Raw genomic sequence first — 12,118 nt, forward strand, 5'->3', positions numbered from 1 at the left:
GTTTCTCTGGAGCAGTCGCACGGCGCCGACGAGTCCTCACGGGCCTCGGCGCCGACGCTTTGCCCCCGCCGCGCACCGCGGTGACACCGGCAGGCGTACGACGCCTCTGTCCCCGAAGAAACAGGTTCTCCGTGTCCGTCTCCCGCATCGTCGCTCGCATCGCCTCCCCGAAGAAGGCCCTGACCGCCGCCGCTCTGGCCGCCGCCACCACCGGTCTCGTGCTGACCTCGGCTCCCGCCCAGGCCGCGACGACCTCCGCCTCCTCCGCTCAGTCGATCGCGCACAAGATGATCCCGAGCGCCGCGCAGTACAACGCGTTCAGCAAGATCGTCGAGCACGAGAGCGGCTGGAACGTCACCGCCACGAACTCCTCCTCCGGCGCCTACGGCCTGGTCCAGGCCCTCCCGGGCTCGAAGATGGCCTCGGCCGGCTCCGACTGGAAGACCAACGCCGCCACCCAGATCAAGTGGGGCCTGGACTACATGAACTCCCGCTACGGCAGCCCCGCGGCCGCCTGGAGCTTCTGGCAGTCCAACGGCTGGTACTGATCACCGGCTCCACACACGCACCACACAGCGGCGGTCCCCGGCACACCGGGGGCCGCCGCTACATTGCGTTCATGGCCGAGAACACACCACCCCAGTCCTACGACCGTGAAGCGCGCGGGGTGCGGCTGGTGGCCGTGCTGCTGGGGCTGACCGTGGTCAGCGGGCTGATCGACGCCGTCAGTTATCTGGGCCTCGGGCATGTCTTCGTCGCGAACATGACCGGCAATGTGGTGGTGCTGGGCTTCGCCGCCGCCGGGGCTCCCGGGTTCTCGGTGCCGTACACCCTCACCTCCCTCGGTTTCTTCGCCGCGGGCGCGGTGGCCGGCGGCAGGATCGCCGCCCGGATGGACACCGGGTCCCGCCGCACCTGGGCCCGGATAAGCCTGGGCGCGGAGGCGCTGCTGGTCGGTGTGGCGGTGGTGATCGCCTTCGCGGCACCGGACGCGCATGCCACGACGTACCCCCTGATCGCCCTCACCGCCTTCGCGATGGGCCTGCGCAACGCCACGGTCCGCAAGCTCGGCGTCAGCAACTACTCGACCACCACGGTCGTGACGATGACCATGACCGGCCTGATCTCCGACTCGGTCGCGGGCGACACCTCGGGCCCCGGCACCCGCCGCCGCGCCGCCGCCCTCGTGGCGATGCTCGTCGGCGCGGTCCTCGGCGCCTGGCTCACGCTGCACCACGGTCTGCGCTACCCGCTCCTGCTCGCGGCTCTGGCCGCCGGGGTGTTCGCTATGACCGCATCCGGACGGGAGTAGCCCAAAGCCCGGTAAAGAAGGCAGAATTCGTGCGTCTGAGTCCCACGATCAAAAGGATCGATCACGCATGATCACGCTCACGAAGGAAGACGGTCCGGCGGATCTGGACGGAGTGACCCATCTGGAGATCGGGGCGTCCTGGGACCCCACCGTCGGCAGCAGCGGCGGCATCATCGGGAAGCTGCGCCAGAAGGCCGGTACGGACCTCGACCTGATCGCCATCGCGATGCAGGGCCAGGACCCGGTCCGGCTCGCCGGGCTCGACTCCGTGGACCCGCTGGGCAACGGCTCGCTGGTGCACAGCGGTGACAACCAGACCGGCAAGGGCGAGGGCGACGACGAGACGGTGACCGTCGACCTCGCGCGGATACCCGGCAACATCACGTCGATCGTCTTCGTCGCAGCCGCCTACAAGAAGGGCAGTTCCTTCCAGAAGGCCCGCAACATCGCCTTCAAGGTCTACGACGCGACAGGCGGCAGCACCCAGCAGGTCGCCGAGATCTGGCCCAACCTGCTCAGCGACCACAACAGCTGCGCGGTCGCCAAGGCCGTGCGGGACGGCGGGAGTTGGAAGCTCCAGGTCATCAATGAGACCGGCAAGATCAAGCAGGGGGACGAGCGGGAGCTCATGAAGTTCGCCGTACGGAAGTAAGCGGCAGCCCTGCGGACATGAGCAGGGGACGGGCCGGCGGCGCCGGGATGCCGCCGGCCCGAGCTGTGAGGTCGACCGGGGTCACCTCAACCGGCGGTCACCTGAAGCTCTTTGACCCCGTTGATCCATGCCGAGCGCAGCCGGCGCGGGTCGCCCGTCAGCGTCAGGTCGGGCATCGCGTCCGCGATCGCGTTGAAGATCAGGTCGATTTCGAGGACCGCGAGGGACTTGCCCAGGCAGTAGTGCGGGCCTCCGCCGCCGAAGCCCAGGTGCGGGTTCGGGTCGCGCATGACGTCGAACCGGTCCGGGTTCTCGAAGACTTCGGGGTCGTGGTTGGCGGAGGCGTAGAAGATGCCGACCCGGTCGCCCTTTTTGATCAACTTGCCGCCGAGTTCGGTGTCTTGAGTCGCCGTCCGCTGGAAGGCGTTGACCGGGGTCGCCCAGCGGACGATCTCCTCGGCGGCGGTCGACGGACGCTCCCGCTTGTACAGCTCCCACTGCTCGGGGTGGGTGAGGAACGCGTGCATGCCGTGGGTGATGGCGTTGCGGGTCGTCTCATTGCCGGCGACCGACAGCATCAGCACGAAGAAGCCGAACTCGTCTGAGTTCAGGTTGCCCTCGTCCTCGGCGGCGACCAGCGTGCTGACGATGTCGTGGGCAGGGCACTGCTTGCGTTCGGCGGCCATCCCCATGGCGTAGGCGATGAGTTCGGCGGCGGACTCGGCGCCGACCTGCTCCGTGATGGCGTACTCGGGATCGTCGTACGCGATCATCTTGTTGGACCACTCGAAGATCTTGACGCGGTCGTCCTGCGGGATGCCGATGAGTTCGGCGATGGCCTGGAGGGGCAGTTCGCAGGCGACCTCGGTGACGAAGTCGAAGGGGCCGGAGTGGGCGCGGGCGCCCGCCACGATCGAGTGGGCCCGGTCGCGCAGGCGGTCCTCCAGCGCGCGGATCGCCCTCGGGGTGAAGCCGCGTTGGACGATCTGGCGGACGCGGGTGTGCTCGGGCGGGTCCATGTTGAGCAGGATCAGCCGCTGGGCGTCGATCGAGGCGCGGTCCATGTGCTCGCCGAAGCGGATGATCGCCGTGTTGAGGGTCGAGGAGAAGATCTCCGGGTGCGTGGAGACGTACCGGACGTCGGCGTGCCGGGTCACGGCCCAGTAGCCCTCGTCCTGGAACCCCGCGATGTTGAGGGGCTGCGGTATCCAGCGCACCGGCTCGGCCGCGCGCAGTTCGGCGAACTCCGGTAGCGGGACGCGGTGGTGAAGCAGGTCCGGGTCGGTGAAGTCGAACCCGTCGGGGAGAGCTGGACAGGGCATGGGCACTCCAGCCGTTTTCTGACGGTCCATCAGGAACATGGGAATGCCCGTGAAGGTAATAACGGGTTCTACAAGTCGCAAGAGGCACGGCGACCCGAATTCCCTGCACGACCCTTGCGGTTGTGGACGGACTGTCAGCAGACTGCACACAGAACTAGAACGCGTACTAGTTTGCGTGGCGGGTGGCCGGGACGCCCGCGCCGCGCGGTGTACGAGGAGAGGACGTGTCCCATGGTCGCGGAACCCGTCATCGTGGAAGCCGTACGCACCCCCATCGGCAAGCGCGGCGGAGCGCTCGCCAACCTCCATCCCGCCTATCTCCTGGGCGAGACCTACCGTGAACTCCTCGGCCGCACCGGCATTCACGCCGACTGCGTCGAGCAGGTCGTCGGCGGCACGGTGACCCACGCCGGCGAACAGTCCATGAACCCCGCGCGCAACGCCTGGCTGGCCATGGGTCTGCCGTATGAGACAGCGGCGACCACGGTCGACTGTCAGTGCGGCTCCTCGCAGCAGGCCTCGCACATGACCGCCAACATGATCGCGGCGGGCGTCATCGACGTCGGGATCAGCTGTGGCGTCGAGGCGATGTCACGGGTGCCGCTGGGGTCGGGGTCGAAGCACGGGCCGGGGAAACCGTTCCCGGACGAGTGGAACGTGGACCTGCCCAACCAGTTCGAGGCCGCCGAACGCATCGCCCGCAACCGGCGGTTGACCCGCGAGAACGTCGACTCGCTCGGCCTCATCTCACAGGAGCGGGCGGCGATCGCCTGGTCCGAGGAACGGTTCAAGAAGGAGACGTTCGCCGTCCAGGTGCCGACGACGGAGGACGAACAGCGCGCCGGGCTCGGCATGTGGCGGCTCGTCGACCGCGACGAGGGCCTGCGCGACACGTCGATGGAGGCGCTGGCGAAGTTGAAGCCGGTGATGCCGACCGCCGTGCATACGGCGGGCAACTCCTCGCAGATCAGCGACGGCGCCTCGGCGATCATGTGGGCGTCGAAGCGGATGGCGCGGGCGCTGAAGCTGCGGCCCCGGGCGCGGATAGTGGCTCAGGCGCTGGTTGGATCGGACCCGCACTTCCACCTCGACGGGCCGATCGACGCGACGCGGGCGGTGCTCGGCAAGGCGGGCATGACGCTCAAGGACATCGACATCGTCGAGATCAACGAGGCGTTCGCATCCGTGGTGTTGAGCTGGGCGCAGGTCTTCGAACAGGACCTGGAGAAGGTCAACGTGAACGGCGGTGCGATCGCCCTCGGCCATCCGGTGGGGGCGACGGGCGCACGGCTGATCACCACGGCCCTGCATGAACTGGAGCGCTCCGACAAGGAGTTCGCGCTGATCACGATGTGCGCGGGCGGGGCGCTGGCGACGGGGACGATCATTCAGCGTCTGTAGCAAGCCAGTTGGCGGGGTGCAGGTGCTCCTCGGCGCAGGCGCGGAAGGCCGCGAGGAGTGGGCGGCTCTCCTCGCCCGCGCGAACGGCCAGCACGACCGGGACCGGGGCCACGCCGTCGATCGGGACCGTCGTCAGATCGAGCCGCAGGCCCTTTCTGACGGCGCCCGCCGGAACGATCGCCACCGCCTCGCCCGCCGCGATGGCTTCGAGCTTGTCCTCCAACTCCCGGACGAACGGCCCGTCCGGCGCGGGGCGGCCGTCCGGGCGGGGGTCGACGCGCCAGAACGCGTTGAACTCCTCGTCGGGGAACCGGGGTACGGGCTCGTCGGCGATGTCGTCGATGCTGACGCGCTCCTTGCCGGCCAGCCGGTGACCGACCGGCATCAGCAGCACGCGAGGCTCCTCGCAAAGGACACTGACGCTCAACCCCTCGGTGGCGAACGGGAATCGGCCCACCACCACGTCGACCCGGTGCTCCAGCAGGGCCGACGGCAGCTCGCCCCAGCCGAGAAAACGGCTGTGCACGTCGGCCTCCGGGTGCCCGGCGCGCAGCGCACGCACCGCCGGGGTGATGATGAGCCCGGTCATGAACCCGACGACGACCCGGCTCGGCTGCGCGACCTCCCGGACCACGGCCGCCGCCTCCTCCGCCGACCGCAACAGCGCCTGGGCCCGGGGCAGGAACGCCCGCCCCGCTTCGGTGAGTTGAGTGCCCTGCGCGGTCCGGTCGAAGAGCTGGACACCCAACTCGCCCTCCAGACGCCGGACATGACGACTGAGAGACGGCTGCGCGAGATGCAGAACGGCCGCCGCCCGCCCGAAGTGCAGTTCCTCGGCGACGACGGTGAAGTAGCGGACGAGGCGCAGGTCCAGGTCACTCATACCTCGACTGTACGACGGCACAACCGCGCGAGCTGCGTTGATACCGGAACTGAATCACGTCTTCCGGAGTCGGCCTTGGACGGGCGGGGTGCGGCGGGCGCAGGCTGAAGGCACACCGAATTTTCCGACCCGACTTAGATCTGGGTGATTTCGTCATGCGTGTTTTCGTCACCGGAGCGACCGGATTCGTGGGCAGCGCGGTCGTCCGCGAACTGCTCGGCAACGGCCACCAAGTGCTGGGCCTGGCGCGTTCCGACGCGTCGGCCGAACGGCTCGCGGCGACGGGGGCGGAGGTGCACCGGGGTTCGCTGGAGGACCTCGACGCCCTCCGCGCGGGCGCGTCGGCGTCCGACGGTGTGATCCACACCGGTTTCATCCACGACTTCTCGAACTACGCCGCCTGCGTGGCGATCGACCTGAGCGCGGTGAAAGCCCTCACCGAGACCCTCGCGGGCTCTGACCGCCCCCTCGTCATCAGCTCCGTGGTGAGCCACGGCCGGACCGAGAACGACGTACCCGACCCCACCGCCCGCCCCGACCTGCTCCGCCTCCCGGCCGAGGTGACGACCCTGACGGCGGCGGCGCGGGACGTCCGTTCCTCGGTCATCCGGCTGCCGCAGGTGCACGGCGAGGGGGATCACGCCTTCGTCCCCGGTGTCATCGAGATCGCCCGCGCCAAGGGCGTCTCCGCGTACCCCGGCGAGGGCACGAACAGCTGGGCCGCCGTCCACCGCGACGACGCGGCTGTGCTGTTCCGGCTGGCCCTTGAGAACGCCCCCGCGGGCACGGTCCTGCACGCGGTCGACGACGAGGGCGTCCCCGTACGCGAGATCGCCGAGGTCATCGGCAAGCGGCTGGACCTACCGGTGAAGAGCGTGCCGGTCGAGGAGGCCGGAACCCACTTCGGCTGGCTGGGCCACTTCTACTCGTCCGACCTGGTCGGCACGAGCACTCTCACCCGGGAGCGGTTCGGCTGGACCCCGACCCGAATCGGCCTGCTCGCGGACCTCGACAACGACTACTACTTCGAGGTCAACCAGCCGTCGTAGCGGACCAGTTGACGAAGCTCGTGAACGCGGCGGGACCGAGGGTGAGGATCGGGCCCGCCGGGGTCTTGGAGTCGCGGATGACGAGGGTGGTGGGGGTGTTCGGGGTAGTGGTGCAGGGGGTTTCGGCGATCTCTATGCATTCGCCGCCCTGGTCACTGCTGTAGCTGGACTTCCGCCACTGAGTCCCCGTCGGCATCGCGTTGTTCCCCATAACGTTCCTCCATCACGCGCCGGATCAGCTCCGCCGAATCTCGGATGGAGAGGGCGGCGGCTTGCAGGTGATCGTAACGGAGAGAGCAGTCCTTGACGGTGTCCGGGTTGGCGGTCGGATGCCCGCTGCCGTAGCCCTCGGTGTAGCTGATGGTCGGATCGTTGTCGAAGCGAAAGAGGGTAAACGAGCCCGTGAGCCCTGCGTGCGCCCCCGCCGAGAACGGCAGGATCTGGATGTTGATCCGAGGATTGTTCTCGAATGACAACAGGTGGGCCAGTTGGCCGCGCATGACCTTTGGGCCGCCGATCTCCTGGTACAGCGCAGACTCGCTGAGGATCATCCACGCGACCGGCGGATATTCCTTCTTCAGGATGCGCTGACGCGCCAGTCGTACGGCGGTGCGGTCTTCCAGGTCGGTCTCGTCCATCGTGGCGAGCGTGGCGCTGGCGTAGGCCTCGGTCTGGAAGAGGCCATGCACCATCTGGGTCTGGAAGGTGCAGATCTCAGTCGCCCGCGCCTCCATCTCGGCCACCTGCTGGAACCAGGCGGGGAGTTGACTGCGCAGCACGAGATCGAGCAACCGGGTCAGCAGCCCACCGGTGTTGAGGGCAGCGTCGACCGCCCTGCTGAACGCCAGCGTGGGGAGCTTCTTGGCCGTCTCGATCTGGCCGATCAGTGACCCGGTGTAGTTGATGATGACGCCGAGTTGGCGTTGGGTGAGGCTGGCCGCCTCTCGGTAGCGGCGGAGTTCATAGCCGTAGTAGTCCAGCGCCGAAGCCCCTGGATCAAGCGTGGCGATGTGCACGCGAAGCCCCCTGTCTCCGTCTCCCGACAATGCGCACCCGTAAACGGGTTGTATTCATGCCATTGCCGAGGGTAGCGACGGGGCGTCAGTCTCGTAGTGTGAACGAACCAATTCCCCCCGCCATGCTGGCCGTTCCTTACCGCCGGCAGTACGTCATGACCCTCACCGTGGGTGAACACTCGGCCCGGCACATCCGCCGTATCGTCCGCTCGTTCCTCCTGGAGTGGGGCATGCCGGAGCTGTCCGACACCGTCGAACTCGCCATGACGGAGCTGGTCGCCAATGTCGTACGGCATGTTCCGGACCGGCGCTGCGGACTGCTGTTGCTGTGCCAGACGGCCGGCGTGCGCGTCGAGGTGAGCGACAGTTCCTCCCAACTCCCGGATCTGCACACCGACTTCGACGCCGAGTCGGAGAACGGGCGCGGGCTCGTGATCCTGGACGCGGTGACGGACAAGTGGGGGGTGACCCGGGCGGCCGGAGGGGGAAAGGCGGTGTGGTTCGAATGCTCGCGCCACCCATCTCTCCAAGCCGGAGCCACTTCTAACCAGTGACAGCTCAAGACACTGGTTAGATTTACCCCCAGCTTCCAGCAAGCCCCCACCCGGGGTTGGCCGCTGAGCCGAGGCGGCGTGCTGGCGAGGCGCGAGCGCGCCTCCTCACCCCGGCCCGCGACACAGCCCACCCGGCGGGCTCCCCACCTGGGCCCCCGTTCCTCAGGGCCGCTCGCTCGCTTCTGAAACGGGCTGGAGCGGCCCTAGTCAAGGGTGGCCCGCAGGGCCATCGCCGCAGGCGACGCGCAGCGCAGCGGAGCGCCCTTTACTCGGGCCGCGGAAGCCCGACACTGGCCAAGAAGCGAGCGGCCCCCACGGCCACTTCTGGCAAGGCCAGTTCTTCACCGCGGGCCGGTGAGGGCTGGTCGCGCAGTTCCCCGCGCCCCTTAAAACCACTTAAAACCGCTTAAAACCGCTGCACATCACCAGCACTCACCGACTCGGGTTTGATCTCAAGGGGTTTCGGCCGCAACGACCGCGCCCTCGGCCCCTGGAAGACGTACGCCAGGCCGAAGCCCGCGGCGACGACCGCCGCGCCGCCTGCCGCGTCCAGCACCCAGTGGTTGCCGGTCGCGACGATCGCGGAGACGGTGAAGAACGGGTGCAGGAGGCCCAGGGCCTTCATCCACCACTTGGGGGCGAGGGCGAAGATGACGACGCCGCACCACAGGGACCAGCCGAAGTGCAGGGACGGCATCGCCGCGTACTGGTTGGTGAGGGCGGTGAGGGTGCCGTAGTCCGGCTTGGAGAAGTCCTGGACGCCGTGGACCGTGTCGATGATGCCGAGGCCGGGGAGCAGGCGGGGCGGGGCCAGGGGGTAGAGCCAGAAGCCGACCAGGGCGAGCAGGGTGGCGAAGCCCAGGGCCGAGCGGGCCCAGCGGTAGTCGACGGGGCGGCGCCAGTAGAGGACCGCCATGACCGTGAGCGGGACCACGAAGTGGAAGGACTCGTAGTAGAAGTTGAAGAAGTCCTTGAGGAAGTCGACCTTCACGACCCAGTGGTTGACCGCGTGCTCGACGTCGATGTGCAGGAAGCGCTCGATCGAGAGGATCTCGTGGCCGTGGTGTTCCGCCGTGGCCCGGCCGCCCGCGTTCGTGCCGCCCGTCGCCGCGAGTCTGACCTGCTGGTAGGCGGCGTAGGTGACGCGGATCAGGAGGAGTTCGAGGAGGAGGTTCGGGCGGGTCAGGACGCGGCGCAGGAACGGGAGCAGCGGGACGTGCTTCCAGCGGGTCGGGACCGGCTCGGCGTACTCCGTGGGGATCGGGCGGCGGTAGTACTCGGAGGTGCGGGACAGGAACGGGATCGCGGTCGCGGCGGCGAGCGCCATGAGCAGGACTACGTTGTCACGCAGCGAGTAGAGGGCCGCCATGTTCGGCAGCATCATCTTCGCGGGCAGCGTGACCACGAGGATCACCGCGATGGGCCACACGAAGCGGTCCGAGGCCCGCTTGCCGACCCGGCCGACCACCGCGAGCAGTACCCACAGCAGCTGGTGCTGCCAGGTCGTCGGCGACACGGCGATCGCCGCGCAGCCCGTGATCGCGACCGCGAGCAGCAGCTGCCCGTCCCGCGCGTACCGCACGGCCCGGCGCAGGCCCAGGTACGTGACGGCCGCGCCGAGGGCCAGGAACAGGCCGATCTCCAGCGGGCCGGTGAGGCCGAGGCGCAGCAGCGCGCCGTGCAGCGACTGGTTGCCGAGGCCGTCCGCCGCGCCGCCGAGACCGGCGCCGGCCATGTGGTGCACCCAGTAGGTGTACGAGTCGTGCGGCATCGCGGCCCACGCGATCGCCACGCTCGCGGCGAACGTCAGCGTGGAGGTGACGGCGGCCCGGCGCCGGCCCGTGAACCACAGCAGCGGCGCGAACAGCAGCACGGTCGGCTGGAGCGCGGCGGCGAGGCCGATCAGCACGCCGCCGGCCCGCTCGCCGCGCACGGTGAAGCAGCCGAGCAGCACGAGCAGGACCGGGATGACGCTGGTCTGGCCGAGCCAGAGCGTGTTGCGCACCGGCAGCGACAGCATGAGCAGGCTGATCGCGACGGGCGCCGCGAGCAGTGAGGCACGGCGGGTGACGGGCTTGGGCAGGGCGCGGGAGACGACCAGGCCGAGCGCGACGACCAGCAGCAGCGTGCCGAAGGTCCAGCCCCAGCCGAGGGCCTGTTCGGCCGCCCGGGTGAGCGGTTTGAGGACGAGCCCGCCGAAGGGGGTGCCGGTGAACTGCGTCGAGTCGTACAGCGAGCCCTTCACATGAAGGACGCCGTTCGGTCCGACCCAGGTCTCCAGGTCGGTCAGCCGGTCCCCCTGCGGGGTGCTGAGGACCACGGCCACCTGCCGTACGGCGAGGACCGCGGCGACCAGCCACAGCCCCAGGCGCGCCACGCGCAGCCGTGCCCTGGCCGTCTGGGCGGCACTCGACCCGAATGCTCCCGCGGCTCCCGCCGGTCGCCCGCTGTGCTCCACGTTCGCCACGCCTCGTAGGCCTCCGCCCCACTCGTCCCACGCGTCACGCGCGCGGTTGTTCCCTCTGGGAACCCTATGAGGTTCGCACCCCCTGCGGGAGAGACGCAGGCAACCCCCTCTTCACCTGACGGCCGCCCCCCTTTTGTCCGGACGACGATAGTCGGCCCCGGGTTGCCTGGGCACAGCAAATAACCGCGCGCTTCCGACCGGCCCGAGGGCCCGATAGCTTGTGGACATGATCGGTTTACTGATCGTTTCGTTGCGGGGGCCGACGCGGAGATCCATGCGGAGGGCGATGCGGGGGCGGGCACGCGCGCGTGTGACGGCCGTCGTCCTGGCGCTGTTCGCCCTGCAGCTCGGATCGCTGGTGTCCCCGGCCTGGGCATGCGGCTGCGGCGCCCTGGTTCCGGGCGGGTCGCAACAGGTGGCGGTGGGACGCGAGGCGTCCGTGGTGCGCTGGGACGGGCGCCAGGAGCAGATCGTGATGCGGCTCACGGTCTCCGGGGACGCGCGGCGGGCCGCGTGGATCATGCCGGTGCCGCACCGGGCGACGGCCACGCTCGCCGACCCCTCGCTCTTCGACGCGCTGGACACGCTCACCGCGCCCGTGCACCGCGGCCGCCATCACTTCTGGCCCCAGGACGGCGACTGGCCGCTCGTCTCCGGCGGCCCCGGCGGCGGCCCCCCGCCCGGCGCCGCGACGGCCCCCGAGGTGGGCGTGGTCGGCCGTGAGCGGCTCGGCCCCTTCGACGTGGCCCGGCTGACGGCCACCGACCCGGACGCGCTCGGCGACTGGTTGCACACGAACGGGTTCGTCCTGCCGTCCCGCCTTGACCAGGCCCTTCAGCCGTACGTCGACCAGCGCTGGGAGTACGTCGCGATCCGCCTCGCCCCCGCGACCGTCGGCACCCCGCTCCAGGGCGCCCTCGACCCGCTGCACCTCACCTTCGCCGCCGAGTCCCCCGTCTACCCGATGCGCCTCTCCCGCCTGGCCCCCACCCCGCAGTCGCTCGGCCTGTACATCCTCGCCGCCCACCGGATGGAACCCAGCGGCACGATCGGCGGCTCACCGCCGCAGGTCGCCTACGCGGGCCGCGTCACCACCACCTCGGGCCCGCTGGCCGCCCTAGCCAAGGGCACCCCGTTCCTGACCGCCGTGAACCAGGAGTTCCCCGACCCGTCGCGCATCACCGGCGACCACCTGCTGCGCCGCACCGCCACCGACGCGACATTCCAGCAGGTGATCTACGAGGACCATCTGAGCAAGGTCGCGGGCGTCCCGACGTGGCTGCTGACGATCGGCGGAGGCCTGGCCGCGCTCACGACGACCGGCGTCCTGCTGGCCGTACGGCGGACCCGGCGGACGCGTCGGCCGGTGATCCCGCCGCCACCGGCGTTTCCACCGCCGCCGACGCGCGCGCCGGATAGTTGACTCGGGGAGCCGGCACGAGTGGTCGGCACCTCTCACTTG

The 12,118-nt window shown here is 69.6% G+C and carries 12 protein-coding genes; 7 read left to right on the forward strand and 5 right to left on the reverse strand.

Features of this window, described 5'->3' with window-relative positions; all coding sequences use genetic code 11:
- Window positions 1-131 precede the first annotated feature (131 nt).
- The 3 genes from ACGFY9_RS23590 to ACGFY9_RS23600 all read left to right on the forward strand — a co-directional run bounded on the left by ACGFY9_RS23590 (window position 132) and on the right by ACGFY9_RS23600 (window position 1,964).
- On the forward strand, window positions 132-548 hold the full coding sequence (locus ACGFY9_RS23590; RefSeq protein WP_393757043.1) for a transglycosylase SLT domain-containing protein: 417 nt from the start codon (window positions 132-134) through the stop codon (window positions 546-548).
- 71 nt (window positions 549-619) lie between these two features.
- Window positions 620-1,312 (forward strand): YoaK family protein, encoded by a 693-nt coding sequence (locus tag ACGFY9_RS23595; RefSeq protein WP_393757045.1) that lies wholly within the window; start codon window positions 620-622, stop codon window positions 1,310-1,312.
- Between the two features lie 67 nt (window positions 1,313-1,379).
- Entirely contained in the window at window positions 1,380-1,964 is a 585-nt protein-coding gene (locus ACGFY9_RS23600) for a TerD family protein (protein ID WP_393757047.1), read from the forward strand.
- An 86-nt stretch (window positions 1,965-2,050) separates the two neighbouring features.
- On the opposite strand, the gene ACGFY9_RS23605 is transcribed toward ACGFY9_RS23600, so the two are convergent.
- On the reverse strand, window positions 2,051-3,286 hold the full coding sequence (locus tag ACGFY9_RS23605; RefSeq protein WP_393757049.1) for a cytochrome P450: 1,236 nt from the start codon (window positions 3,284-3,286) through the stop codon (window positions 2,051-2,053).
- 231 nt (window positions 3,287-3,517) lie between these two features.
- Between ACGFY9_RS23605 and ACGFY9_RS23610 the strand changes: the two genes are divergently transcribed.
- A complete protein-coding gene (locus ACGFY9_RS23610) occupies window positions 3,518-4,687 on the forward strand; it encodes a steroid 3-ketoacyl-CoA thiolase (RefSeq protein ID WP_393757051.1) in 1,170 nt (389 codons plus the stop codon).
- Here the strand turns inward: ACGFY9_RS23610 and ACGFY9_RS23615 are convergent.
- On the reverse strand, window positions 4,671-5,570 hold the full coding sequence (locus ACGFY9_RS23615; protein WP_393757053.1) for a LysR family transcriptional regulator: 900 nt from the start codon (window positions 5,568-5,570) through the stop codon (window positions 4,671-4,673). The genes ACGFY9_RS23610 and ACGFY9_RS23615 overlap by 17 nt on opposite strands.
- A gap of 155 nt (window positions 5,571-5,725) precedes the next feature.
- On the opposite strand from ACGFY9_RS23615, the gene ACGFY9_RS23620 reads away from it, so the two are divergent.
- Complete coding sequence (locus ACGFY9_RS23620) at window positions 5,726-6,619, forward strand: SDR family oxidoreductase (protein WP_393757055.1); 894 nt, start codon at window positions 5,726-5,728, stop codon at window positions 6,617-6,619.
- Here the strand turns inward: ACGFY9_RS23620 and ACGFY9_RS23625 are convergent.
- Window positions 6,603-6,815 carry a DUF397 domain-containing protein gene (locus tag ACGFY9_RS23625; protein ID WP_393757057.1) on the reverse strand — a complete coding sequence of 71 codons (213 nt, stop codon included), beginning with the start codon at window positions 6,813-6,815 and terminating at the stop codon, window positions 6,603-6,605. The two genes, ACGFY9_RS23620 and ACGFY9_RS23625, sit on opposite strands and share 17 nt — an antisense overlap.
- Window positions 6,772-7,635: a Scr1 family TA system antitoxin-like transcriptional regulator gene (locus tag ACGFY9_RS23630; protein ID WP_393757059.1), complete on the reverse strand. Its 864-nt coding sequence runs from the start codon at window positions 7,633-7,635 to the stop codon at window positions 6,772-6,774. The genes ACGFY9_RS23625 and ACGFY9_RS23630 overlap by 44 nt, the downstream gene beginning before the upstream one ends.
- A gap of 98 nt (window positions 7,636-7,733) precedes the next feature.
- Between ACGFY9_RS23630 and ACGFY9_RS23635 the strand changes: the two genes are divergently transcribed.
- Window positions 7,734-8,189: an ATP-binding protein gene (locus ACGFY9_RS23635; RefSeq protein WP_393757061.1), complete on the forward strand. Its 456-nt coding sequence runs from the start codon at window positions 7,734-7,736 to the stop codon at window positions 8,187-8,189.
- A gap of 406 nt (window positions 8,190-8,595) precedes the next feature.
- Here the strand turns inward: ACGFY9_RS23635 and ACGFY9_RS23640 are convergent, their stop codons facing one another.
- On the reverse strand, window positions 8,596-10,656 hold the full coding sequence (locus ACGFY9_RS23640) for a bifunctional glycosyltransferase 87/phosphatase PAP2 family protein (RefSeq protein ID WP_393757063.1): 2,061 nt from the start codon (window positions 10,654-10,656) through the stop codon (window positions 8,596-8,598).
- 274 nt (window positions 10,657-10,930) lie between these two features.
- Between ACGFY9_RS23640 and ACGFY9_RS23645 the strand changes: the two genes are divergently transcribed.
- A complete protein-coding gene (locus ACGFY9_RS23645) occupies window positions 10,931-12,079 on the forward strand; it encodes a DUF2330 domain-containing protein (protein WP_393757065.1) in 1,149 nt (382 codons plus the stop codon).
- Window positions 12,080-12,118 lie beyond the last annotated feature (39 nt).

The sequence above is a fragment of the Streptomyces sp. NPDC048504 genome (genome assembly GCF_043200035.1).
Taxonomy (GTDB): domain Bacteria; phylum Actinomycetota; class Actinomycetes; order Streptomycetales; family Streptomycetaceae; genus Streptomyces.